We start from the raw sequence: 22,975 nt of genomic DNA on the forward strand, positions 1-22,975 counted from the left end.
AAGTTCAACAACGCATATCAGGAGACAACCATGTCGTTCGCGAAAGAGCCGCACGCGGCTCGCCGTTTGTTCCGCAGTTCGCTATCCGCCGCGGCGGCCGCCGTGTGTTTCGCCGGCCTCGGCGTGACAGGCGCCGCGCAAGCCGCCGAAACAGGCAAGATCGGCCTCGATCTGCCGCTGCTGACGTCGCCGTTCTGGCAGTCGTACAACAACTATCTGCCCAAATACGCGAAGGACATGGGCCTCGACATTCTTGCGCCGGTCAATTCGAACGGCGATCCCGCGCAGCAGATCACGGACATGAACAACCTGCTGAACCTAGGTGCGAAGGGCATCGTGGTCGGCCCGCTGGATTCGGCGGCGATCAGCCGGGCGCTCGACGCCGCCGCGGCGAAGAACGTGCCCGTGGTCGCCGTGGACGTCGCGCCGACGCAAGGCAAGGTCGCGATGGTGGTGCGCGCCGACAATCGCGCGTATGGCGAGAAGGCCTGCAAGTACATTGGCGATCACGTGAAGTCGGGCAAGGTCGTGCAGATCATGGGCGACCTCGCCTCGGTCAACGGACGCGACCGGTCCGAAGCGTTCCGCTCATGCATGAAAGGCTATCCTGGCGTGTCGGTGCTGGAGATCCCTGCGGCCTGGAAAGGCGACGTCGCGGCGACCGCGCTCGACAGCCTGCTGACCGCGAATCCCGACGTGAAAGGCATCTACATGCAGGCTGGCGGCGTCTATCTGTCGCCGACGCTGCAAACCTTGCGCCGCAAGCAGATGCTCTTTCCGGCCGGCGACCCGAAGCACGTGGTGATCGTCAGCAACGACGGCATTCCTCAGGAGTTCGACGCAATCCGCCGTGGCGATATCGACGCGACCGTGTCGCAGCCCGCCGATTCGTACGCGAAATATGGGCTGTTCTATATCAAGGCGGCGTTGGCAGGGCAGACTTTCAAGCCGGGCCCGACCGATCACGGCAGCAACATCATCCAGTTGGCGCCGGGCGTTCTGGAAGACCAGTTGCCCGCACCGCTCGTGACGAAGTCGAACGTCGACGACAAGGCTTTGTGGGGTAACACGGTCAAATGAGCGAACTCACGCCCTCCGCGCCCGTTGTCGAAGCGTTCGAGATCACCAAACGCTTCGGCTCGACGGCTGCGCTGAAAGACGTGAGCATCCGCGTGATGCCCGGCGAGTCGCATGCGCTCGTCGGGCGCAACGGCGCGGGTAAATCGACGCTGGTGTCGATCCTCACCGGCCTGCGCAAGCCCGACACCGGCGAGGTGCGTTTCAGCGGCGTGGCCGCGCCGTCGATCGCGGATCGCGACGCGTGGCGCGAACGTGTGGCGTGCGTCTATCAGCATTCAACGATCATCCGCGACCTGAGCGTGGCGGAGAATCTGTTTATCAACCGGCAGCCGTTGCGCGGCGGCATGATCGATTGGCAGGCCATGCGGCGCGACGCGCGCACGTTACTCGATCACTGGAAGATCGACGTGCGCGAAGATGCTCGCGCCGGCGATCTGACGGTAGAGGCACGGCAACTGGTGGAAATTGCGCGCGCGCTGTCGTATGGCGCGCGCTTCATCATTCTCGACGAACCGACTGCGCAGCTAGACGGCGACGAAATCAAGCGCCTGTTCCGGCGCATCAGCGAGTTGCAGCGCGAAGGCGTGACCTTCCTGTTCATCTCGCACCATCTTCAGGAAGTCTACGAGATTTGCCAGGCCGTGACGGTGCTGCGCGACGCGCGGCATATCGTCAGCGCGCCGGTTTCCGCGCTGCCGCGCGAGCAGTTGATCGAAGCGATGACCGGCGAGCGCGGCGGTCTCGCCGTCGCCGATGCGGCGGCGCGCGACGCGTTGCCCGCCGACACGGCGACCGCGTTGCAAGTCGAAGGCCTCGCGGGTTCCGATTACGAAGGCGTGTCGTTCACCGTCAAGCGCGGCGAAGTGGTCGGCTTGACCGGCGCGACGAGCAGCGGCCGCACGAGCGTGGCCGAAGCGATTGCCGGCCTGCGTGCCGCCAAACGCGGCACGATCCGCGTGGACGGCAAAACCTTGCCGCCCGGCGATGTGCCCGCGGCACTCGCGCACGGCATCGGTTGCGTGCCGAAGGATCGCCACCACGAAGGCCTCGTGCTCACGCAATCGGTTGCGGAAAACGCTTCGATGACGATCGCGCGTTTGCTCGGCAAATTCGGCATCGCGCCGCCCGCGAAGAAGAACGCCTTCGGCCAGAAGATGATCGACGCGCTCGGCATCGTCGCGCAGGGTCCGGAGCATGTGGTGTCCGGTCTGTCGGGCGGCAATCAGCAAAAGGTGGTGATGGCGCGCGCGCTCGCCACTAATCCCAATGTGCTCGTGCTGATCGACCCCACGGCGGGCGTCGACGTGAAATCGAAAGAAGCGCTGCTCTCCGTCGTGGACCGTGTGCGCGAAGACGGCAAGGCCGTGCTGGTCGTGTCCGGCGAACTCGACGATCTGCGCACCTGTGACCGCGTGCTGGTCATGTTCCGTGGCCGTGTCGCGGCCGAATTTTCCGCGGGTTGGCAGGACCACGACCTGATCGCATCCGTTGAAGGAGTCAGTCTCCATGAAGAATAGTGTGCCCAGTCCCGCCTTCGGCACCGCGCAAGCTCAGGCCCAGCCGCTCGCGCAGGCTACGCGCGGCAAACGCGCTCGCTCCGAACTTGCGCGTTTGCGCGAACTGGCGTTGCTGCCCGCGCTCGCGTTGCTGATCGTGATCGGCGCGTTTGTCAGTCCCAGTTTTCTGACCAAAGCGAATCTCATCAGCGTGCTGGGTGCTTCGGCGGCGCTGGCGCTGGTCGTGCTCGCCGAATCGCTGATCGTGTTGACCGGCAAGTTCGACCTGTCGCTCGAATCGACGGTCGGCATTGCGCCTGCCGTGGGCGCGATGCTGGTGATGCCGGCGGCGTCCGCGGGCTTCGGCATGCAATGGCCGGCGGCGGCCGGCTTGCTCGCCATCGTGGCGGTGGGCGCGGTGATCGGTTTTATCAACGGCTTTCTCGTGGTGCGTTTGCGGCTGAACGCGTTCATCGTCACGCTGGCCATGCTGATCGTGCTGCGCGGCATGCTGGTCGGCGCGACCAAGGGCGGCACGCTGTTCGATATGCCGCCGTCGTTTTTCACGCTCGCGACCACCATCGTGTTGGGCTTGCCGTTGTCCGTGTGGCTCGCCGCGGTGGCGTTCGCGATCGCGGCCTTCGTGTTGCGCTATCACCGGCTGGGTCGCGCGCTGTACGCGATCGGCGGCAACCCGGAAGCAGCACGCGCTGCGGGCATTCGTGTGGAGCGCATCACGTGGGGCGTGTTCGTGCTCGGCAGCATGCTCGCCTCGCTGGGCGGTTTGATCGTCACCGGCTATGTCGGCGCGATCAACGCGAACCAGGGCAACGGGATGATTTTCACGGTGTTCGCGGCCGCGGTGATCGGCGGCATTTCGCTCGACGGCGGCAAGGGCACCATGTTCGGTGCGCTCACCGGCGTGCTGCTGCTCGGCGTGGTGCAAAACCTGCTGACGCTTGCCCAGGTGCCGTCTTTCTGGATCCAGGCGATCTACGGCGCGATCATTCTCGGCTCGCTGATGGTGGCGCGCCTCGCAAGCGGCGAAGGCCAGAACTGATGCGCACGCATTCCGGAGAACTTACTTGACCAGCCGCCCATTGCAAACGGACCAAACGGACCAAACGGACTCACGCCTGATCCTCCTCAGCCCCGCCGACAATTGCCTGATCGCGGCGGCGCGCCTGGACGGCGGCACGCAGGTCGAGATCGAAGGCGAGCGCGTGACGCTGGCCAAAACCATCGAACTCGGACACAAGGTGGCGCGCCGTGAACTCGCGAAAGACGACAAGGTGCTGCGCTATGGCGCGGTGATCGGTCACGTGACGGAGGCGGTGGCGCGCGGTGCGCATCTGCATACGCACAATCTCGAAAGCGATTACCTGCCGACGTACACGCACGACGCGGGCCACGAGTTCGTCCATCACTGATGTGAGCACAATCGTGGCCTTCGCGCCGCGCTGGAACGATCATGACTGACACTTCCGTAGCATCTCCATCCGCCGCATCGCAGCAGCCCACGCTGCAAGGTTACCTGCGCCGCGACGGCCGCAAGGGCATCCGCAATGTGGTCGCGGTGGCGTACCTGGTCGAGTGCGCGCATCACGTCGCGCGCGAGATCGTCACGCAGTTTCGCGAACCGCTGGATGCGTTCGACGATCCTTCCGCCGAGCGCGAACCGCCCGTGCATCTGATCGGTTTCCCCGGCTGCTATCCGAACAGCTACGCCGAGAAAATGCTCGAGCGGCTCACCACGCATCCCAATGTGGGCGCGGTGCTGTTCGTGTCGCTCGGTTGCGAGAGCATGAACAAGCACTATCTGGTGGACGTGGTGCGCGCGAGTGGCCGTCCCGTCGAAGTGCTGACCATCCAGGAAAAGGGCGGTACGCGCAGCACGATTCAATACGGCGTGGACTGGATTCGCGAGGCGCGCGGGCAACTCGCCGTACAAGAAAAAGTGCCGATGGCGCTGAGCGAACTGGTCATCGGTACGATTTGCGGCGGCTCGGACGGCACGAGCGGCATCACCGCGAACCCGGCCGTGGGCCGCGCGTTCGATCATCTGATCGACGCGGGCGCGACGTGTATTTTCGAAGAAACCGGCGAGTTGGTGGGCTGCGAATTCCATATGAAAACGCGCGCGGCGCGGCCCGAACTCGGCGAGGAGATCGTGGCTTGCGTCGCGAAGGCGGCTCGCTATTACTCGATTCTCGGCCACGGCAGTTTTGCGGTCGGCAACGCGGACGGCGGTCTCACCACGCAGGAAGAAAAATCGCTGGGCGCGTATGCCAAGAGCGGGGCGTCGCCGATTGTCGGCATCGTCAAACCCGGCGACATTCCGCCGACCGGCGGCCTGTATCTGCTCGACGTGGTGCCGGACGGCGAACCGCGCTTCGGCTTTCCGAACATCAGCGACAACGCGGAGATCGGCGAACTGATCGCGTGCGGTGCGCATGTGATTCTGTTCACGACCGGACGCGGCTCGGTGGTGGGCTCGGCGATCTCGCCGGTCATCAAGGTGTGCGCGAATCCGGCGACGTATCGCAATCTCGCCGGCGATATGGATGTCGATGCAGGCCGTATTCTCGAAGGCCGCGGCACGCTCGACGAAGTGGGCCGCGAAGTGTTCGAGCAAACGGTGGCGGTGTCGCGTGGCGCGGCCTCGAAGTCGGAAACGCTGGGTCACCAGGAATTCATTCTGACCTACAAGACTTTCGAGCCAGTGGGGCCGGCTTGCTTGCCGTCGAGTGCCGCGCCGCAGCACCGGGTGGTCGCGATCGAGCCGCAGTGAGTCGTACCGGGGGGCACCCGGTGGCTTGTTCGCGGGCGTGGCAGCAAGCGGCTGATATACGCTGCGGACAAGTCCCGCTCGTGCATGGTAAAAGATGAATGGGATTGGCGTAAGGAGACGCGCTCAATGACGGCAACGATCGCATCGAAGATCGGGCAACGGCGCCGCATCGGCCGCACGGCGTTGCAGGTGACAGGACTGGCACTCGGTACGGCGCCTCTCGGCGGCCTCTACCGCGATCTGTCCGACGAGGAGGCTCACGCCACCATCGCCGCCGCGTGGGACGCAGGCGTGCGCTATTTCGACACCGCGCCGCACTACGGCAACACGAAGGCCGAGCATAGGCTGGGCGACGTTTTGCGGCGTTATCCGCGCGGCGACTATGTGTTGTCCACCAAAGTGGGACGCCGGTTCGTGCCGCGCACCACGCCTTTCGACGACAGGGAAGGCTGGCAAAACCCGCTGCCTTTCGAAGCAATCTACGACTACACGCACGACGGCATTCTGCGCTCGTTCGAAGACAGCCAGCAGCGGCTCGGCATTGTCGATATCGACATTCTGCTGGTGCACGATATCGGCCGCATTACGCACGGCGACAACCATCCGCACTACTGGCGGCAACTCACCGAAGGCGGCGGTTTTCGCGCGCTGGACGGGTTGCGCTCGGCGGGCGCGATCAAGGCCGTCGGACTCGGGGTCAACGAGGGCGCGGTCATTCTCGACGCGATGGCCGAGTTCGATATCGATTGCGCGTTGCTCGCGGGCCGTTATACGCTCCTCGAACAGAGTACGCTCAACGACCTGTTGCCGGCCTGTGAAAAGCGCGGCGTCAGCATCCTGTTAGGCGGCGCGTTCAACTCGGGCATTCTGGCGCGCGGCGTCGAAGGTGATCTGAAGTTCAATTACGGCGAGGCGCCGCGCGAAGTGATCGAGCGCGTCGCGCGGCTCGAAGCGGTGTGCCGTGCGCACGGTGTGCCGCTGGCGGCCGCCGCCTTGCAGTTTCCGTACGCGCATCCGGCGGTCGCTACCGTGTTGACCGGCGCGCGCAGTGCCGACGAATTGCGCGAGAACGCCGCGTCGTTCGGGCAGCCGATCCCTGCGGGCTTGTGGTCCGCGTTGCGTGACGAAGGCTTGCTCGACAGCCGCGCGCCCGTGCCGGAGGATTGAGTTGACGATGCATATCGATGCCCACCAGCACTACTGGGATCCTGATCGTGGCGATTACGAGTGGCTCACGCCGGAGTTGAAGATCCTGTACCGTGCGTTTGGCCCGGCGGATCTCAAACCGTTGCGCGAGCGCGCGGGCATCGAACGGACGGTGGTGGTGCAGGCCGCGTCGACCATCGACGAAACACGTTATTTGCTGGACATTGCGCGGCATGAGCCGTCGATCGCGGGCGTGGTCGGCTGGGTACCGTTGCTGCTGCCCACGGCACCGGCGGTAATCGAAGCACTGGCGCATGAGCCGAAGTTCAAGGGCGTGCGGCCGATGCTGCAGGATTTGCCGGACGATACATGGATCGCGAACCCCGATCTCGCGCCGGCGATCGAAGCGCTGATCGCGCACGACCTCGCGTTCGACGCGTTGATTTACGCGCGCCACGCCGAGCCCTTCGAAATCTTCGCAACGCGGTTTCCGGCGCTGCGCATCGTGGTCGATCATGGCGCGAAGCCGCCCATCCGCTACGGACGCGCGGGCTATCAAAGCTGGGCCGACGCGATCACACGTCTCGCGCAACTGCCGCACGTGCATTGCAAGCTGTCGGGCCTCGCCACCGAGGCTTCGCCCGGCTGGACCGAGGCAACGCTGCAGCCGTATGCTGACCATCTGCTGAAGTCATTCGGCCCGGCGCGTTTGATGTGGGGCAGCGACTGGCCGGTGCTCGATCTGAACGGAGACTATCTGCTCTGGCATTCGGTGGCGAACACCTTGCTCATCTCCTTGAGCGACGGCGAGCGCGAAGCGGTGTTCGGCGGCAACGCCGCCGCGTTTTATCGACTGTGAATTGCGAAAAGAGACAAGCAACAGCCCATTCAACTGGAGTCGTAGATGACACAAAGATTGGCCGGCAAGACGGCCCTGATCACGGCGGCAGGACAAGGCATCGGACTCGCCACCGCCGAACTCTTCGCACGCGAAGGCGCGCGTGTGATCGCCACTGACATCCGCATCGACGAACTTGCCGGCAAGCCGGTCGACGCCCGCAAGCTCGATGTGCGTGACAACGCGGCGATCAAGGCGCTGGCCGCCGAACTGGGCGCGATCGACGTGCTGTTCAACTGCGCGGGTTTCGTGCATGCGGGCAACATTCTCGAATGCAGCGAAGAGGATTGGGACTTCGCGTTCGACCTGAACGCGAAGGCGATGTACCGCACGATCCGCGCGTTTCTGCCCGCCATGCTGGACAACGGCGGCGGTTCGATCATCAATATGTCGTCGGCGGCGTCTAGCGTGAAGGGCGTGCCGAACCGCTTCGCGTACAGCGCCTCCAAGGCCGCGGTGATCGGGCTGACCAAATCCGTTGCTGCCGACTTCATCACGCGTGGTGTACGCTGTAACGCGATCTGCCCGGGCACGGTGGCTTCGCCGTCGCTCGAACAGCGGATCGTCGACCAGGCTCAGGCACAGGGCGCGACGCTGGACGCCGTGCAGGCGGCTTTTGTCGCCCGTCAGCCGATGGGCCGTATCGGCAAGCCGGAAGAGATCGCCGCATTGGCGCTGTATCTCGCGTCCGACGAATCGTCGTTCACCACGGGCCACGCGCATGTGATCGACGGCGGCTGGTCGAACTGACGCAGGTTCATGCGCGCCGAACTACGAACCGAATACCACTGAAAGGAAGTGTCAGGATGAAACTGCTTCGTTATGGGCCGAAAGGCCAGGAAAAGCCGGGCTTGCTCGACGCACAAGGCAAGATTCGTGATCTGTCGAAAGTGGTCGCCGATATCGACGGCGCCGCGCTGACCGACGAAGGTCTCGCCAAACTGCGCGCGCTCGATCCGGCCTCGCTGCCGCTGGTCGAAGGCAATCCGCGCATCGGCCCGTGTGTCGGCAAGATCGGCAAGTTCATCTGCATCGGCTTGAATTACGCGGATCACGCGGCGGAATCGAATCTCGCGGTGCCGGCCGAGCCGGTCATCTTCAACAAGTGGACGAGCGCGATCAGCGGCCCGAACGACGACGTGGAAATTCCGCGTGGCTCGAAGAAAACGGATTGGGAAGTCGAACTTGGCGTGGTGATCGGTAAGCCTGCGAAATATATCGACGAAACCAACGCGCTCGATTACGTCGCCGGTTACTGCGTGATCAACGACGTGTCGGAACGCGAATGGCAGATCGAAAAGGGCGGCACGTGGGACAAGGGCAAGGGCTTTGACACGTTCGGCCCGATCGGTCCGTGGGTGGTCACGCGCGACGAAGTCGCCGATCCGCAGAATCTGAGCCTGTGGCTCGAAGTGGACGGCCATCGCTATCAGAACGGCAGCACGAAGACGATGGTGTTCGGCGTCGCGAAACTGGTCTCGTACGTGTCGCAGTGCATGAGCCTGCAACCGGGCGACGTGATTTCGACCGGCACGCCGCCGGGCGTCGGCATGGGCGTGAAACCGAATCCGGTGTTCCTGAAGCCGGGCCAGACGATCCGTCTGGGGATCGAAGGTCTGGGCGAGCAAACGCAGAAGACTTACGCGGCGGAGTAAATTTCGCTCGCGAGCTTTGCTGCATGAAGAAAGGCGATTTCTGCATCTACAGGCAGGAACCGCCTTTTTTGTGCGCGCTGCAGATCAGCCGCGCTGTTCCGCGAGCAGTCGCGCAAGCAACGCCACCAATTGATCGACGTGCTTGTCCTCAGTGCGCCACGACGACACGCTGATCCGAAACGCCGGCCGGCCTTGCCAGACAGTCTGGCCGAACCACGTTTCGCCCGACGCCTGCGCGGCTTCGCGAATCGCGACCGTCTGCGCGTCGGTGTTCGCCCGCACCAGTACCTGGTTCAGCACGACGCGGTTCACCACCTCGAAGCCCGCGGCGCGCAGACCTTCGGCAATCCGCGACGCCTGCGCGCAATGCCGGTCGACCATCTCCTGCACGCCGCTGCGCCCGAGCGAACGCAGCGCCGCCCAGATCGGAATGCCGCGCGCACGGCGCGAGAATTCGAGGTTCAGATTCTTCTGCGCGTCATGCGCGCCGCTCAGATAGACCGCGTCGCTGTTCATCGCCGTCGAGAGCGCCTGGGCGTCGCGACAGATCGCCATCGCGCCGTCATAGGGCGTATTGAGCCATTTGTGGCCGTCGGTGGTCCAGCTGTCGGCACCGTCGATGCCCTCGGTCAGCGCCCGTTGCGACGACGCGCGCGCCCACAGGCCGAACGCGCCATCCACATGAACCCACGCACCGGCGGCTTTGGCGCGAGGAATCAGATCCGCGAACGGATCGAATTCGCCGGTGTTCACTTCGCCGGCTTGCACGCAGAAGATCGTCATGTCGTCGAGCGGCGGCAACTGCGCGGGATCGATACGGCCATGCTCATCCACGGGCGCGCTGATCACGCGCTTCATGCCGAAGCCGAGCACACGCAGCGCTTTCTTCACCGTGATATGGGCCATCTCCGAGATCACGACCCGCACCGATGGCGCACCGTCCAGACCGTCGTTGTCGAAATCCCAGCCCTTGCGTGCGAGCAGCGCGCGCCGCGCGGCCGCAATGCAAACGAGCGTGCACGCCGTTGCGCTGGTGCCGAAGCCGATCGCCGCTTGGCGCGGCAGATCGAGCGCGTCGAGTACCCAGCGCGCGGCGATTTTCTCGAGCGTGGCCGCGACCGGCGAGTTGTCGAAGGTCGACGCGCACTGATCCCACGCGCCCATCAGACGCTCGGCCGCGGCGGCGGCCGGCAGCACCGCGCCGATCACGAAGCCGTAATAGCGCGGATCGTTCGAGGCGACCGTGGCAGGCGTTCCGCTTTCGTCGAGCAGGCGCAGCACGTCGGCGGGCGCGTGGCCGTGTTGCGGGAAGGCCTCGTCGAAGGCGGCGAGTTGCGCGAGCGCGGCCGCGTCCGGAAACACCCGGCGCTTACCGATGCCGGCAAGGTAAGCGTGCGCGCGCCGGTCAGCGTCGGCGGCAAGTGCGAGTTCGTCCATAGGGCTCCCTGAATCAATCAAGTATCGAAAGGTGGCGGCGTGATCTCGTGAAGACCCTGCGCCTAGAGATTGGCGAGGTCGCGGCCGAGCTTCTGCAATTCGGCGTCGATCCGCTTGTAATAGGTGAATTTGCCCATCCGCTGCGCGCGCACGAGTCCCGCGTCGGCGAGGATGCGCATGTGACGCGTGGTCGTGGCAGGCGCGATGCCGAGCTTCTCCGTGATGAACGTGCAGCACACGCCGACCGTTTCGATATCGGCGTGATCCTGATAGGGGAAATGCAGCGTCGGCTCCTTCAGCCAGCGCATGACGGCGAGCCGGCTGGCGTTCGCAAGCGCGTTGATGCGGGTGAGGTCGTCTTTCATGAAGCGGCGCGTCCAACGGAGCCATGAGTCGATAACGTTTCGTATATTAGCTAAATGATGAAACGTGGACAAGCGGCTGCACGATGGCGCGAAGTGCTTCGGAAAGAGGCGAAGGCGTCAGTTCCCGTGTTCGTGCTCGCCGCTCTCGCTGATCCGGTTGACGGTGCCTTGCGCGACGGCAATCAGCTTTTCGCGATTGCCTTCCATGACAAACACGTTGCATTGGCAGGTTGCTTGATGCTGACCCGCATAGACCACCTTTGCGCGCGCGATCAGCATGCCGTTGACGGCCGGGCGCAGATAATTGATCTTGTATTCCCCGGTCACGACCTTCGGCCCCAGCAGCAGCGCGCCGGCGAACGTCAGCGCATTGTCGACGAGATAGCCGATCACGCCGCCATGCACGAAGCCGTGCTGTTGCCGCAACTCGTCGCGGATCGGCAGGCTCAGCGTGAGTTCATTGGTGCCCGTGTGCATCAACTCTGCGCCCAACAGCATGCTGAACGGCTGGGCATGCAGTGCGCCGCGCGCCCGGTCGAGGAGGTCGGTCATTGTGATTCCTTCGGGCGTGGCCCGCGGTGGCAATCTGCACTGGCCTGCGTTGTGCAGTCCCTACCCACTCTAGGAAGCGCGCACGCACCGCGTCAAGGTGAATCGGCAATCTGCGCCCTGCATTGTTGTGCGAAACGATTGCAGTAGTGAAGTTGGCCGATGAAAAGGGGATGTAAGACGATCTTTGATGGAATTGGCCTCAAGGGCGGCTCGCCTATGCCGTTAACCCTGACGTAGCTCCCGTTATTCTTTGTCTTCAGGTATTCACGATGTTCAGCAAGATCAAGGTCGCATCCGGCCTGCTGTGTGTTCTGGCCGCGTTCTGTGTTTTCCAGCTTGTCACGATCGGTTTGGGGTTCTGGTCGCTCACGCACACTCATAACGACGTGAACGATCTGTCGAACATCGCCTTGAAGCAGGTGAACGCGGTCAACGAAACGACCCAGCGTCTGATGGACGCGCGCATCAACCTCTCGCGGGCCGGGACGCGCATGGTGCGCGGCGGCTCGGAGCCGACCGACATCGTGCAGCACGCCCGCGAACAGTTGACGGCCGCTGACCAGTCGTTCGCTGCCTTCATGAGCGCGCCCAAGACCGGCGACGAAAACGGCGCCCGCGCCGCCGCGCTTGCCGAGCGCTACAAGAAGCTGCACGATGCGCTCGCGGAACTGGTGCAGTTTCTCGACTCGAACAATATTCAGGCTTTCCTCGATCAGCCGACCCAGTCGTTCCAGGACGCGTACCTCGGCGAGTCGCATAACTTCGTGCAGTTCGGCACCGCCGCGAGCCAGGCATCGCTCGATTCGATCGATACGCGCATGGCGACGTTTCGCGCGGTCAGCATCGTGATTCTCGCGGCGCTGGTGGCCGGCACGTTCGCCGTGCACACGGCGTTGCGCCGGGGCGTGGTGGCGCCGCTGGAAGAAGCGGGCCGTCACTTCGACCGTATCGCGCAAGGCCGGTTGGACCAGCCGATCGCCGCGCACGGCACCAATGAAATCGGCCGCCTGTTCTCGGGCCTCGCCAAAATGCAGGCGAGCGTGGCGCGTACCGTGCAAACCGTGCGCGAATCCGCGGACTCGATCCACCTCGGCGCCGACGAAATCGCGACCGGCAACGCCGATCTGTCGGCGCGCACGGAAAACCAGGCGGCGTCGCTCGAAGAAACCGCGTCGAGCATGGAGGAGCTGACCGCCACCGTGCGCCAGAACGCCGATCACGCCCGTGAGGCCAACGCACTCGCCGGGACCGCGCTCGAAGCGACCTCGCGCGGCAGCGAGGTGGTCAACCAGGTGGTGGAGAAGATGCGCGGCATCGCGCAGAGTTCGGACAAAATCGCCGAGATCATTTCGGTGATCGACGGTATCGCGTTCCAGACCAATATTCTCGCGTTGAACGCGGCCGTCGAAGCGGCGCGCGCGGGCGAGCAGGGGCGCGGTTTCGCCGTGGTGGCGGGCGAAGTGCGGGGCCTCGCGCAGCGCAGCGCGCAATCGGCGAAGGAAATCAAAACGTTGATCAGCGAATCGGTGGCCGAGATCCGGGGCGGTTCGACGCTGGTCGAGCATGCCGGAGAAGCGATGAGCAACGTGTCGACATCAATTTCGCGCGTCACGCAGATGATGGCGGAAATCAGCGCATCGTCGCTCGAACAGAGCACGGGTATCGAGCAGGTCAACCAGGCGGTGGTGCAGATGGATGAGATGACGCAGCAGAACGCGGCGCTCGTTGAACAGGCAGCGGCGGCGGCGGCTTCGCTGCATCAGCAGACGCAGCAGTTGAAGCAGGCTGTTTCCGTGTTCGAAATTTCTGAATCTGTGTTGCGCACGCAACAAATCGACGAAGCACGGGGCCGACCGCTCGATTTCGCGTTGTCGGGCATGCGCGCAATTTAAGCTCGTGCACGCTCAGGAAGGGCCGTCTGGGAAAAGAAAATGGCCCGCCAAAGCGGGCCATTTTGCATCAGACGCAAGCGCCTAAGGGTGCCTCAACGTACCTGACGGTACTTAGGCCGGCTGGATGTTCGCAGCTTGCTTGCCCTTCGGGCCTTGCTTAACTTCAAACGTCACCTTCTGGTTTTCCTGCAGGGACTTGAAGCCGCTGCCTTGAACTTCCGAAAAGTGCGCGAACAGGTCTTCGCCGCCGTCGTCCGGCGTGATGAAGCCAAAGCCCTTTGCATCGTTAAACCACTTCACAGTACCTGTTGCCATTTTTAATCCAGTAAATGTTGTGTGTTGCATTCGCGACCGCTATTTCTCAACGCGAGATCGAGCGCGAAGTAGGAGTTGTATCACGTCTTTATGATGGACGCCAACCAACCAGTATTCGGGTATTCCCCGGCATCGGCCTTTTTTCGGCCTGGCGAGCAATTGGAAGGGTGCTCCGTCCGGTAGGGTAAACTGCTTGTATTACTCTTCCAGGAAAAACATTGACACATTATTTGCAAGAAGAACTTACCTCGTTCTGGAGTCGTTTGACCCCCTATCTGGCGATATTGGAGTCTAAATCCCCTCAAGAAGGCGCCCCTGACCCGGTCGGCCGTATTACTGTCGATACCGTAGACCGCCAGGCTTTCGCCCTTCATACAACCGATCAGAAGCCGGACGGCGACGCATCGGATATCCCCACCGGGCAGAGCGCAACTTATATGCGTTTTAAATCTGCCGGCTCCGACTGGAGCCCCTGGCAGCGCGAAGAGTATTGATCGGGCGGCCGGTTCTCGCGGCCGCGCGGTGGCCGCGCCCGTTGCGTGGCTTGCCGGTGGTGTCAGGCCGGCAACGCTTCATAGGCAGTCGCGAGGTGATAGGGCGTGGTCGACGGCATGTCGGCGCGCGCCACCTCACCCGCCGGCGTCTTGCATTCGAACCAGCCCTGCGGACGCAGGAAACGTTGCTGGAACAGTTCGATTTGCCGTGGCAGCGCGGCGAGCGCGGTTGGCTCGTCGTAGCTTGCCAGCGCGCGCAGATATTCCGTTTGCGCCCAGATCCGCTGGGTCGCGTCCTTGACCCGCCCGGTTTCGTCGAGCGAGGCGCACACGCCGCCTGTCTCCCGGTCCACCCCGTTTTGCTGCGCGAAACTGAACGCACGCGGCATGGCTTCGGCAAGACCGGAGCCTTCGAACACGGCGCCCGCCTGCCTGACCAGCCAGAACCACTCGAACTGGTGACCGGGTTCCAGACGGTTATCGTCCGCACCAATCGGCAATTCGGCGATACAACCCGTAGGCGCATGGATGAAGTGACGGGCGACCGCGCCGGCGAGGCGCCGCAACGCGGCGTCGAAAGCGTTGTCGTGCGTGGCTTCGCGAGCGGCCAGCCAGGCTTCGGTCAGGTGCATCAACGGATTCTGGATCGGCGTGCCCGTTACGCTGGCGAAATCCGCGCTCAGCGCGGCGTTGAACAGATCGCCTTCAGCGGCGAAGTTCGACTGGATCAGCGCCGACGTGCGATGCACGATTTCCAGCGCGTCGCGATTGCCGGAGCGCCGGCCATATTCCGCGCAAGCAAACACGACGAACGCGTGCGTGTACAGATCCTTCGTGGTGTCGAGCGGTGCGCCTTGCGGATCGACGCTGTAGAACCATCCGCCGTGGCGGGTGTCCTGAAAGGTATGCGTCAACGAGTCGAACAGCACTCGCGCATGCGCTTCGTCGCCCGCTTGCGAGAACACGAACAGTTGCCGCGCGCAGGCCATAGCCCGGTAACGCGCGGGAGGTAACGGCTGATGGTCCTCGGCGCTGAGCGCTTCGTAGGGCAGCTTCAGTGCGGTATTAAAACCCGGGCCGCGCCACATGGGCAGCACTACGCCTGTGAAGTGATCGCGCAGCCGGGTAGCGAGCGCGATGGTGGAAGCGGCGGGAGGGTTCATGCTCTGCATAGTCAAATTGATTCAGCTCGTATTTCGAAGCGCCCACGGACTCATGCCGTAGCCTGAGTTGCTGCGCGGCGCGGTTACCGGCAAGCCTGTTGGTGAGCGCGGATGCTACCTGCTTTACGGGCCAGCAGCAGCACGACGACTTGCCGCGCGACCCGCTTAACCGCCTGGCGGCGTGCGGCTTAGCATAAAGCAAACGGATCCCGCTGGCACTCCGGCGCCGACGCGGAAAACACTTCAAATAATTGCCGACAAGGAGGAACAACAATGTTGGGGAATCTCGAACTCATCGCCCGTCTGGTGCTGGCCGCGGCGCTCGGCAGCGTCATCGGCTTCGAGCGGGAACGGCTTTCATGGGCCGCGGGTTTGCGTACGCACATGCTGGTGTGCGTCGGTTCGACGCTCATCATGATCGTATCGGCCTATGGCTTTGCGGAAGTGCTGAGCGGCGAGCACGTGGTGCTCGATCCGTCGCGGATGGCCGCGCAGGTGGTGTCGGGCATCGGCTTTCTCGGTGCGGGCTCGATCCTGCTGCGCGGCGAGATCGTGCGCGGGCTGACCACGGCGGCGAGCCTGTGGTCGGTGGCCGCCATCGGTCTGGCGGTTGGCGGCGGACTGTATACGGCGTCGATCGCGGCGACCATCATCATTCTGATCATCCTTGCCGGCATCAAGCCGCTGGAGCGCCGCTTCATCACCGTCAAGCAACGGCGCCAACTGACGATGATCGTCGAGCGCGGCGCCATGACGTTCCACTCGCTGCACGACGAGCTCGGCGCCGCGAGCCCGCGCGTCAAACAGTTCGTGATGCAGCAAAGCGAGGACGCGCCCGAGTGCGACGAGGTGGTGATCACCTTGCATCGTGTGTCGAATACGGAATATGAGGCGATCTGCAGCCGCTTGCGTCAGTTGCATGGCGTCAAGCAGTTCCGGCAGGACGACGCGACTTCGTAAAAACGGAAAATCCTCGGCGAATGGCTTCGGCGGGCGCGGGCGGCCATGCGACAATGCGGTCTCGAAAAATTCCAACGGCATTGACGAGCGGTGTCCGGCGCCCGCTTTCCGGCGACGACCGCTTTTTTCTCTATGGCAGATTCCGTAGCATCCACGCAGTCCCGGCCTTCGCGCGCAGCTTCGAAGAAGCGGCGTCAGGCCACCGTCTCGACCGAAACTGAAAACAAGCTGGCGCGCGCCGCGCGCTCGGCACAACGTCTCGCGCAATTGAGCGACGCCTCTCGCGACGACGCCACGCTCGATCTATTTCCCGACGATCCCACCCGCGCGACGCTGGAAGCGATGAATATCGATATCCGGCAAGGCACGCTGCATGGTTTCGAATTACCCGATGTGGTGCTGGCCGCGGTCGGCGCGGTCGATACGGGCGACAGCGCGTCGCTTGAGGCGCGCGCGGCTCGCCGCGCGCCGCGTGCCCCGAAGTCCGATGAGCCGGTGCCGGTCAATGCGCAACTGAGTGGGCTCGAAATCGAGCCGGTGGCGGCAATGGTTCCGCCGGCTGGCGAACCGGCTCTGGGTGACACGAAACCGGCAACGGACGCTAACGCCGAAGAGAAACCGGCGGTGTCGGCGCCGCTGACGCCGGCTATGGCGGCTGCAACCGTGGCGCGCAGCGTGACCGCGCTGCGGCAGGCGTCCGAGCCGGGCGCGACCACTGATACCGCAATTGCATCGACCTCGGGCGTCGGCAAGGCGCCGCAACGTTTCGCCGCGACTTTCGCCAAGGCGGCATCGGCTTCGGCATCGGCATCGGCATCGCGGGAAGCGCCTACGGCTGAAACGGCAAGCGCGGTGGATGAACCCGCTCCGGCCGAATCAGACGCTGCGCCCACCGAGTCGAAGCCCGGCAAGGAGACACTGGTGAATTCATCGGTATCTGCTCAGGCGAGCGCCGAGTTCGCCGCTCCGTGGCGCGAAGCCCGGCGCGCCGAGGCGGCTGCGGCCGCGTTGCGCGCCGCGCCGGAACTTGATCGCGCGCGGGCAACCGCCTTCGCCGATACCGTCGATGCGCTGTATGGTGTGATCGCCGATCAGCGCCGCGCCGCGACCGATCATTCGCGACGCATGAAGTGGATGCTATCGATCGTGGTGGGCGCGTTGTTGGCCACGGTCGCCATCGGCATCACGCAAACCGTGCTGCTGATGCGCCTGACGCGTGAGACCACCGCGCAGCAGCACCGTATGGAACAGATGATGCAGAACCAGCAGGCGGCCATGACCAGCTTACTCGACACCCACTTGGCGATGGCGAACGCAACCGCTGCGAATGCTGCTTCCGACGCGGCCACGGCCGCGCCCGCTGCACCTCAGCAAGCCACCGCCCCGTCGGCGCACACGAGGCGCACCGCACGGGCGCAGCATCCGCACAAGCCGAAAGCGGCCAGCCCGCATTGACGGTCAGCGACCGCCGCGCCGGCGACCAAGCCGGCTGCGGCATTCCGCTCGACGACCGCCTACCAGCGGTTCCTCAGTTCCTCTCTCGCGAAAACCGGCGGCGACATAGCACCGGGTTAGATCACTCGGCAATAAGCCATTCCTTCCGGCCCTGAAATCTAAAAAACGGGGACGTTGTCATGATGCAACGCACCATGCGCGGAAAACCCGCGTCCACGGACCGCGCCCAAAAAATTGCTGCATTGCACTAGCATTTAACTAGGGAAAACCCTATAATTATTCTTAAGGGAAAACCCTAGCAAATGCAGTCACCAACCGGGAGTCGCCATGAGCTTCATCTTTGCATTGTTCCAAAAGGTCAGCGACCTCTTTGCGTCGCCCCATCTGCCGCTGGATGCGGATTACTCGTACAAGGCACGCAGCCGCGAAGCAGAGCGCGTGCGCCGCTCACAGGCTACGTTGTTCGGCATCAAGCTGAGCGACTAAAAGCCGGGCTGTACCGGCCCGAAGTGCGGACAATCGCGCGCGGGCTCGCATTACGGGTGCGCATCGCATTAATTATTGAAGCCACAGTTCGCGAAACGCGTACTGTGGCTTTTGTTTTTGGACCGCCTCCCCGCTCGGTCTTTCTGTCCGAATATTTCCATACCGAAATGAATGTAACGGCGCCTGACACTGCGCCGCTTCGCCGCAGGGCCGAACCATCGCGCATGGCTTGATACGTCGGCGTTAGAGGCTGAAACGGCCACCGCTCATCCGTCCCTAACATTGAAATGAGCGCTTACAAGTGCTCACGTCTTCCCGTAGTTCGCGCCGCTAAAGTTGCCCTCAAGCGTACGGCGTCCGATTCGAGCCTGAGATTGCAGGTCGAGGCCAATCGAGCACGGACGCTGGCTCGATACAAAACTTTTGACGGGAGGTCAGTATGAAAACCTTTAACAAGACATCGCGTTCGCTCATTGCAACCCTGCTTGCGGGCGGCGCGCTGCTCGCAGCGGGCAGCGCATTCGCCCAGGAACGGGTGGTGGAGAACGGTCCGGGACCGGCGGTCTACGGTCAGCCGCATATGATGCCGGTTGGCGTGTCGATCAACATCGGCTGGCATGGCGATCGTTACTACGACGGCCATCGCTACTGGGCTCATGACGACTGGATGCGCCATCATCCGCACGACTACGATCCGCATCATCACGGCGACCATCGTCCGCCGCAGCATTACTGATCCGCGCGTGACGCCGCCGCGTAACGCGGCGTGAAGCCGGCACCAGCAAGCAGGCACCAAGCAGGCGTGAAGCAAACAAGGCCGGTCCTTCCTCGCGGAAGACCGGCCTTGTCACGTTCAGCCTTGCAAATCCGCGCGCTGCGCTATGCTTCAAAGCTTTCGACGGCAGCAGGAGAGCGGCGTGGACAAGGCAGTGATAGGCGTAGTGGGCACGGGATTGATGGGCGTCGGTATTGCGACGCAAAGTGCATTGCACGGACACAGGACGCTCGTCCACGACGTGGATCCGGCGCGTCTGGCGAGCGTCGCGTCGAAAGCGCAAGCCGTGCTCGACGAACTGATCGATGTCGGGCGTATCGACCGGGCGGCGAGCCAGGCAGCGCTGGCTCGCATCGAAACCCATGCGCAACTTGACGTGATGGCGTCGGCGCAATTCGTGATCGAGGCAATTCCCGAAGTACTCGAACTGAAGCATCGCCTGTATGCGGCGCTGACCGGGTTGCTGACTGACGACGCAATTCTCGCGAGCAACACCAGCGGCTTCCCGCCCGATCAACTGGTCGCGCCGTTGCGCGCGAAAGAGCGCTTCGTGATCGCGCATTTCTGGAACCCGCCGCACATGATTCCGCTCGTCGAAGTCGTGCCGGGCACTGCGACCGCGCCGGAAGTGACGCAGCAGACCGCCGCGTTGATGAGCGCGATCGGCATGGAGCCGGTGGTGCTGGCGAAGGCGATTCCGGGTTTCGTCGGCAACCGGTTGCAGTTCGCGGTACTGCGGGAGGCGTTGAATATCGTCCGCTCCGGCGCGGCGACGCCCGACGTGGTCGATCGGGTGATGAAGGCGTCGCTCGGCCGTCGCTGGGGGATCGTCGGACCGTTCGAGGGCGCGGACATGGGCGGCCTCGACACCTTCCTCGATATCTCCTCGCATCTGATGCCGGAACTGGCCAAAGACGAAGGTGTGCTCGACTTGTTACGCGAGCAGGTCGATGCAGGGCGGGTCGGCGTGCGCAGCGGCGCCGGCTTTTACGAATGGGACGATGCGCATCTGGCGCAGGTGAAGGAAGGGCGCAGGCGCGTGATCAGTCGCGGTTAATGAGCGATCGCGGCGAAGGCGGCTGATATGACCGACGCGGACGAGGCTTCATGTGCAACGACACGAGGAAATGCTTCGCGGTCAGTGCAAGCAGAGCGGCGGCCGCCGCTCTGCGGTATAAATGCCATCTAGCCAAAATCCGCAAAGCCAACCCATCTCCATGTCCCACTACTTCTACGATCCCGCCACCGGCCACGGCCTTGCGCACGATCCGTTCAAAGCCATCGTCGCCCCGCGTCTGATCGGCTGGATTTCGTCGCGCGATACCGAAGGCACCTTGAACCTCGCGCCGTACAGTTTCTTCGGCGCGTTCGCCACCTTCCCGCCGATCATCGGTTTTTGCAGCGAAGGTCATAAGGACAGCGTCACCAACATCGAAGCCACCGGCGAATTTGTCTGGAACCTCGCCACCAAACCGCTCGCCGAGCAGATGAATCGTTCGTCGGCGCCGGTCCCGCCGTCTGTCGATGAGTTCGAACTCGCCGGCCTCACGCCTGCGCCGGGCCGCAACGTTGCCGTGCCGCACGTCGCCGAATCGCCGGCCGCGCTCGAATGCAAACTGCTGCAAGTGGTGCGTCTGCACACGCTCGACGGCACGCCGATGGATAACTACCTGTCGCTCGGCCAGGTGGTCGGCGTCCACATCAACGAGGCGTATCTGAAAGACGGCCTGTTCGACACTCACGCCGCGCAGCCGATCATGCGCGCCGGGTACCGCGCTGACTACGCGGAAATCGGCGACATGTTCCAGATGTTCCGCCCGAGCGTATAAGCGCCGCCGCGTTTGAAAACACGTCGCGCCGTGCAAGGCGGCGCGGCGTTCACCGCATCGCCGCTGAATCGCGCGAAACCGCAGCCCGCACACTGGCCCGCTTGATGCTTGCAACCGACGCTCCAACGCGTCGTTTTCAACTGCCGGCTCACTTCCAGGAGCGCGATCATGTCCACCGAATTCGCCACGCAATTCAGCCATGTCCGTCCGCAAGACACGTCCTACGAGGATCAGGGCTTACGCGACTTTTTTCTCTATCGTGATTTAGGCATTGCGCAGGCGACCGGCGGCAAGGTGCTCGCGCAACTCGTCAAGGCGAATCACGCACCAGAGCAAGGCACTGGTTGGCACCGTCATGAGGCCGATTTCCACATTGTGATCATGCTGAAGGGCTGGGCGCGTTTCATGTACGGCGACAAGGAGACGCTCGTCGCCGCCGGTGACTGCGTGCACCAGGCGCCGGGCATCGTCCACTATCTGTTCGATTACTCGGACGATATGGAGTACATCGAAATTGTCTCGCCGGCGGACTTCAAATCGATCGAAGTCGAAGGGCCATGTGACGTACCCGCGGTGACGCCGTGGAAGGGCGTCACCGCTTAGCGCAAGCAGCGCGTCTGCGTGCGCGCGCAGCGCGAACATCACGCACGCCCCACGCACGCGGCCGTTTCGCTGGAAGGCGCTGAGCCGCCCCCGCGCGCGTTATGTCGCCGGTGGTCGCCTGCGCGGAGCGCGCGACGTCTGCGGTTTGATGGCAGCAGTTGAACCCGCACCCGACGCGGCGTCAGATTCGTTCGAACCGGCCGCCATCGCCGCATCCACTTCCACGTCGACCACCGCCGCCGCAGCGGGCGCTGCCGCCGTGACCGCGGCGGCCGTTGCCGCGGGCACCGGCCGGATCGTGTGCGCCCGCGAGCCCACCAGTACTGCGCGCGGTTCGTTGTCGTAAATCACGGCCCGCACGCGCGGATAGACCTGCCGTTCCCAGCGGTGTCCGTTGAATACCCCGTAATGCCCGACGCCGGTCTGCACGTGGTGCGTCTTCAGATACGGCCGCAACTTGTCGCACATATCCTGTGCCGCAAGCGTCTGCCCGACGGCGCAGATATCGTCCTTCTCGCCTTCCACCGTGAGCAACGCGGTGCGGCGAATCCTGGACGGCTCGACGAGGCGGCCCTTCACTTCGAGGGCATGCAACGGCAGCGCATGCCGCTGAAAAACCGTATCGACGGTCTCCAGATAGAAGTCGGCCGTCAGATCCATTGTCGCGAAGTATTCTTCGTAGAACGTGTGAATCGTGTCGGCCTTTGCCGGATCGCCTTTGGCGCGCTCGTAATACATCGTCTCGAACGAGTCGAGATGGCGGTTGAGATTCATCGCCATGAACGCGGTCAATTGCACGAAGCCCGGATACACGCGCCGGTGCGCACCCGCAAAACCGAACGGCACCGCGCTGATCAGATTCTGCTCGAACCACTCGATCGGCTTGCTCTTGGCGAGGTCGTTGACGCGCGTCGGGTTGATGCGAGTGTCGAGCGGGCCGGCCATCAGCGTCATGCTCGCCGGCTGCGCGGGATGATCGTCGGCGGCCATGAGCGCGACCGCGGCCAGCGCGGCGACGGTCGGCTGGCACACGGCCAGCAGATGCGCGCCGGGCCCCATCGTCTCGGTGAAGTCGATCACGTGCTGCACGAATTCGTCGAAGCCGAAGCGGCCCTGGCTCAAGGGCACGTCGCGCGGGTTATGCCAATCGGTGATGTAGACGTCGTGTTCGGCCAGCATCGTGCGCACAGTGCCACGCAGCAGCGTCGCAAAGTGGCCGGACATGGGCGCGATCACCAGCACGCGGGGCTGCGGCACCGACGGCTGGGTCTCCTTACGGAAATGCAGCAGCGAACAGAACGGCGTGTGCGCGGCAACTTCCTCGACGATCGCGACGGATTTGCCTTCCGTCACTACACTGTCGATGCCGAACGGCGGTCGCACGGGCGTGAGACCGGCGAGCGTCAACAACTCACAGGCGGCGCGGATCGAGCGTCCATGCGGTGTTTCGCCGAACGCGGGCCAGGCGTCGAGCGAGTGATTCATGAGAGCCGCACCGTGCCGCATCGGCAGCATCATGTCGGCGAAAGCCTGATATGTGGGATATGCGAACAGGTTCATAACCTTCGCACGAATGCTGAAGA

At 63.7% G+C, this 22,975-nt stretch carries 24 protein-coding genes; 18 read left to right on the forward strand and 6 right to left on the reverse strand.

The genetic code is table 11. The annotated features are described in order from the left end of the window. Positions 1–30: 30 nt before the first annotated feature. From NE850_RS13625 to NE850_RS13665, 9 genes are all read left to right on the forward strand, one after another. Positions 31–1,080, forward strand: a complete 1,050-nt coding sequence (locus NE850_RS13625; RefSeq protein ID WP_007178711.1) for a sugar ABC transporter substrate-binding protein — start codon at positions 31–33, stop codon at positions 1,078–1,080. Beyond that, positions 1,077–2,597 (forward strand): sugar ABC transporter ATP-binding protein, encoded by a 1,521-nt coding sequence (locus NE850_RS13630; RefSeq protein WP_007178712.1) that lies wholly within the window; start codon positions 1,077–1,079, stop codon positions 2,595–2,597. Before NE850_RS13625 ends, NE850_RS13630 begins: the two co-directional genes overlap by 4 nt. Then, the gene (locus NE850_RS13635) at positions 2,587–3,636 is read left to right on the forward strand and encodes an ABC transporter permease (RefSeq protein WP_007178713.1); all 1,050 of its coding nucleotides are present in this window, start codon (positions 2,587–2,589) and stop codon (positions 3,634–3,636) included. The genes NE850_RS13630 and NE850_RS13635 overlap by 11 nt, the downstream gene beginning before the upstream one ends. Positions 3,637–3,661: 25 nt before the next feature. Continuing rightward, complete coding sequence (locus NE850_RS13640; protein ID WP_310698852.1) at positions 3,662–4,006, forward strand: UxaA family hydrolase; 345 nt, start codon at positions 3,662–3,664, stop codon at positions 4,004–4,006. Positions 4,007–4,047: 41 nt separating this feature from the next. Continuing rightward, positions 4,048–5,367: a UxaA family hydrolase gene (locus NE850_RS13645; protein WP_310698853.1), complete on the forward strand. Its 1,320-nt coding sequence runs from the start codon at positions 4,048–4,050 to the stop codon at positions 5,365–5,367. A 126-nt stretch (positions 5,368–5,493) separates the two neighbouring features. After that, positions 5,494–6,534 (forward strand): aldo/keto reductase, encoded by a 1,041-nt coding sequence (locus NE850_RS13650; protein ID WP_007178716.1) that lies wholly within the window; start codon positions 5,494–5,496, stop codon positions 6,532–6,534. A 7-nt stretch (positions 6,535–6,541) separates the two neighbouring features. After that, the gene (locus NE850_RS13655; protein WP_007178717.1) at positions 6,542–7,372 is read left to right on the forward strand and encodes an amidohydrolase; all 831 of its coding nucleotides are present in this window, start codon (positions 6,542–6,544) and stop codon (positions 7,370–7,372) included. 45 nt (positions 7,373–7,417) lie between these two features. Continuing rightward, the gene (locus NE850_RS13660; RefSeq protein ID WP_007178718.1) at positions 7,418–8,161 is read left to right on the forward strand and encodes an SDR family oxidoreductase; all 744 of its coding nucleotides are present in this window, start codon (positions 7,418–7,420) and stop codon (positions 8,159–8,161) included. Between the two features lie 56 nt (positions 8,162–8,217). Beyond that, positions 8,218–9,066 carry an ureidoglycolate lyase gene (locus NE850_RS13665; protein ID WP_310698854.1) on the forward strand — a complete coding sequence of 283 codons (849 nt, stop codon included), beginning with the start codon at positions 8,218–8,220 and terminating at the stop codon, positions 9,064–9,066. Between the two features lie 84 nt (positions 9,067–9,150). Here the strand turns inward: NE850_RS13665 and NE850_RS13670 are convergent, their stop codons facing one another. The 3 genes from NE850_RS13670 to NE850_RS13680 form a co-directional block, all read right to left on the reverse strand. Continuing rightward, positions 9,151–10,503 carry an aminotransferase class V-fold PLP-dependent enzyme gene (locus tag NE850_RS13670; RefSeq protein WP_310698855.1) on the reverse strand — a complete coding sequence of 451 codons (1,353 nt, stop codon included), beginning with the start codon at positions 10,501–10,503 and terminating at the stop codon, positions 9,151–9,153. 62 nt (positions 10,504–10,565) lie between these two features. Then, the gene (locus NE850_RS13675; RefSeq protein WP_007178721.1) at positions 10,566–10,868 is read right to left on the reverse strand and encodes a helix-turn-helix transcriptional regulator; all 303 of its coding nucleotides are present in this window, start codon (positions 10,866–10,868) and stop codon (positions 10,566–10,568) included. A gap of 117 nt (positions 10,869–10,985) precedes the next feature. Further along, entirely contained in the window at positions 10,986–11,420 is a 435-nt protein-coding gene (locus NE850_RS13680) for a PaaI family thioesterase (RefSeq protein ID WP_007178722.1), read from the reverse strand. A gap of 269 nt (positions 11,421–11,689) precedes the next feature. On the opposite strand from NE850_RS13680, the gene NE850_RS13685 reads away from it, so the two are divergent. Beyond that, on the forward strand, positions 11,690–13,312 hold the full coding sequence (locus tag NE850_RS13685; protein ID WP_310698856.1) for a methyl-accepting chemotaxis protein: 1,623 nt from the start codon (positions 11,690–11,692) through the stop codon (positions 13,310–13,312). A 111-nt stretch (positions 13,313–13,423) separates the two neighbouring features. Here the strand turns inward: NE850_RS13685 and NE850_RS13690 are convergent, their stop codons facing one another. Beyond that, the gene (locus NE850_RS13690) at positions 13,424–13,627 is read right to left on the reverse strand and encodes a cold-shock protein (protein WP_007178724.1); all 204 of its coding nucleotides are present in this window, start codon (positions 13,625–13,627) and stop codon (positions 13,424–13,426) included. Positions 13,628–13,845: 218 nt separating this feature from the next. Between NE850_RS13690 and NE850_RS13695 the strand changes: the two genes are divergently transcribed. Next, complete coding sequence (locus NE850_RS13695; protein WP_007178725.1) at positions 13,846–14,121, forward strand: hypothetical protein; 276 nt, start codon at positions 13,846–13,848, stop codon at positions 14,119–14,121. Positions 14,122–14,183: 62 nt separating this feature from the next. Here the strand turns inward: NE850_RS13695 and NE850_RS13700 are convergent, their stop codons facing one another. Then, positions 14,184–15,293, reverse strand: coding sequence for an AGE family epimerase/isomerase (locus tag NE850_RS13700; RefSeq protein ID WP_007178726.1), 1,110 nt, complete (start codon positions 15,291–15,293; stop codon positions 14,184–14,186). Positions 15,294–15,557: 264 nt separating this feature from the next. Between NE850_RS13700 and NE850_RS13705 the strand changes: the two genes are divergently transcribed. The 7 genes from NE850_RS13705 (at position 15,558) to NE850_RS13735 (ending at position 21,392) form a co-directional block, all read left to right on the forward strand. After that, positions 15,558–16,244, forward strand: coding sequence for an MgtC/SapB family protein (locus NE850_RS13705; protein WP_007178727.1), 687 nt, complete (start codon positions 15,558–15,560; stop codon positions 16,242–16,244). A gap of 132 nt (positions 16,245–16,376) precedes the next feature. Further along, complete coding sequence (locus tag NE850_RS13710) at positions 16,377–17,699, forward strand: hypothetical protein (protein ID WP_310698857.1); 1,323 nt, start codon at positions 16,377–16,379, stop codon at positions 17,697–17,699. A 327-nt stretch (positions 17,700–18,026) separates the two neighbouring features. Next, positions 18,027–18,185, forward strand: coding sequence for a hypothetical protein (locus tag NE850_RS13715; RefSeq protein ID WP_007178729.1), 159 nt, complete (start codon positions 18,027–18,029; stop codon positions 18,183–18,185). Between the two features lie 439 nt (positions 18,186–18,624). Further along, positions 18,625–18,921 carry a hypothetical protein gene (locus NE850_RS13720; protein WP_007178730.1) on the forward strand — a complete coding sequence of 99 codons (297 nt, stop codon included), beginning with the start codon at positions 18,625–18,627 and terminating at the stop codon, positions 18,919–18,921. A gap of 145 nt (positions 18,922–19,066) precedes the next feature. Continuing rightward, on the forward strand, positions 19,067–20,017 hold the full coding sequence (locus NE850_RS13725) for a 3-hydroxyacyl-CoA dehydrogenase family protein (RefSeq protein WP_197740260.1): 951 nt from the start codon (positions 19,067–19,069) through the stop codon (positions 20,015–20,017). A 160-nt stretch (positions 20,018–20,177) separates the two neighbouring features. Then, on the forward strand, positions 20,178–20,789 hold the full coding sequence (locus NE850_RS13730; protein ID WP_007178732.1) for a flavin reductase family protein: 612 nt from the start codon (positions 20,178–20,180) through the stop codon (positions 20,787–20,789). Positions 20,790–20,957: 168 nt separating this feature from the next. Further along, a complete protein-coding gene (locus NE850_RS13735) occupies positions 20,958–21,392 on the forward strand; it encodes a cupin domain-containing protein (protein ID WP_007178733.1) in 435 nt (144 codons plus the stop codon). Positions 21,393–21,491: 99 nt separating this feature from the next. Here NE850_RS13735 and NE850_RS13740 read toward each other — a convergent pair whose 3' ends face one another. Then, positions 21,492–22,952, reverse strand: coding sequence for a polyhydroxyalkanoate depolymerase (locus NE850_RS13740; protein WP_035516887.1), 1,461 nt, complete (start codon positions 22,950–22,952; stop codon positions 21,492–21,494). Positions 22,953–22,975 lie beyond the last annotated feature (23 nt).

Source organism: Paraburkholderia sp. USG1 (assembly GCF_031570135.1).
GTDB lineage: Bacteria > Pseudomonadota > Gammaproteobacteria > Burkholderiales > Burkholderiaceae > Paraburkholderia > Paraburkholderia dioscoreae.

Excerpts from the sequence above, each read along its gene's own strand:
- NE850_RS13645 (WP_310698853.1), top strand. The coding sequence starts at position 4,048 with ATGACTGACACTTCCGTAGCATCTCCATCCGCCGCATCGCAGCAGCCC.
- NE850_RS13680 (WP_007178722.1), bottom strand. The coding sequence starts at position 11,420 with ATGACCGACCTCCTCGACCGGGCGCGCGGCGCACTGCATGCCCAGCCG.
- NE850_RS13675 (WP_007178721.1), bottom strand. The coding sequence starts at position 10,868 with ATGAAAGACGACCTCACCCGCATCAACGCGCTTGCGAACGCCAGCCGG.
- NE850_RS13725 (WP_197740260.1), top strand. The coding sequence starts at position 19,067 with ATGCTTCAAAGCTTTCGACGGCAGCAGGAGAGCGGCGTGGACAAGGCA.
- NE850_RS13735 (WP_007178733.1), top strand. The coding sequence starts at position 20,958 with ATGTCCACCGAATTCGCCACGCAATTCAGCCATGTCCGTCCGCAAGAC.
- NE850_RS13705 (WP_007178727.1), top strand. The coding sequence starts at position 15,558 with ATGTTGGGGAATCTCGAACTCATCGCCCGTCTGGTGCTGGCCGCGGCG.
- NE850_RS13700 (WP_007178726.1), bottom strand. The coding sequence starts at position 15,293 with ATGCAGAGCATGAACCCTCCCGCCGCTTCCACCATCGCGCTCGCTACC.
- NE850_RS13630 (WP_007178712.1), top strand. The coding sequence starts at position 1,077 with ATGAGCGAACTCACGCCCTCCGCGCCCGTTGTCGAAGCGTTCGAGATC.
- NE850_RS13685 (WP_310698856.1), top strand. The coding sequence starts at position 11,690 with ATGTTCAGCAAGATCAAGGTCGCATCCGGCCTGCTGTGTGTTCTGGCC.
- NE850_RS13665 (WP_310698854.1), top strand. The coding sequence starts at position 8,218 with ATGAAACTGCTTCGTTATGGGCCGAAAGGCCAGGAAAAGCCGGGCTTG.
- NE850_RS13635 (WP_007178713.1), top strand. The coding sequence starts at position 2,587 with ATGAAGAATAGTGTGCCCAGTCCCGCCTTCGGCACCGCGCAAGCTCAG.
- NE850_RS13715 (WP_007178729.1), top strand. The coding sequence starts at position 18,027 with ATGAGCTTCATCTTTGCATTGTTCCAAAAGGTCAGCGACCTCTTTGCG.
- NE850_RS13720 (WP_007178730.1), top strand. The coding sequence starts at position 18,625 with ATGAAAACCTTTAACAAGACATCGCGTTCGCTCATTGCAACCCTGCTT.
- NE850_RS13655 (WP_007178717.1), top strand. The coding sequence starts at position 6,542 with ATGCATATCGATGCCCACCAGCACTACTGGGATCCTGATCGTGGCGAT.
- NE850_RS13660 (WP_007178718.1), top strand. The coding sequence starts at position 7,418 with ATGACACAAAGATTGGCCGGCAAGACGGCCCTGATCACGGCGGCAGGA.
- NE850_RS13740 (WP_035516887.1), bottom strand. The coding sequence starts at position 22,952 with ATGAACCTGTTCGCATATCCCACATATCAGGCTTTCGCCGACATGATG.
- NE850_RS13625 (WP_007178711.1), top strand. The coding sequence starts at position 31 with ATGTCGTTCGCGAAAGAGCCGCACGCGGCTCGCCGTTTGTTCCGCAGT.
- NE850_RS13730 (WP_007178732.1), top strand. The coding sequence starts at position 20,178 with ATGTCCCACTACTTCTACGATCCCGCCACCGGCCACGGCCTTGCGCAC.
- NE850_RS13650 (WP_007178716.1), top strand. The coding sequence starts at position 5,494 with ATGACGGCAACGATCGCATCGAAGATCGGGCAACGGCGCCGCATCGGC.
- NE850_RS13710 (WP_310698857.1), top strand. The coding sequence starts at position 16,377 with ATGGCAGATTCCGTAGCATCCACGCAGTCCCGGCCTTCGCGCGCAGCT.
- NE850_RS13690 (WP_007178724.1), bottom strand. The coding sequence starts at position 13,627 with ATGGCAACAGGTACTGTGAAGTGGTTTAACGATGCAAAGGGCTTTGGC.
- NE850_RS13670 (WP_310698855.1), bottom strand. The coding sequence starts at position 10,503 with ATGGACGAACTCGCACTTGCCGCCGACGCTGACCGGCGCGCGCACGCT.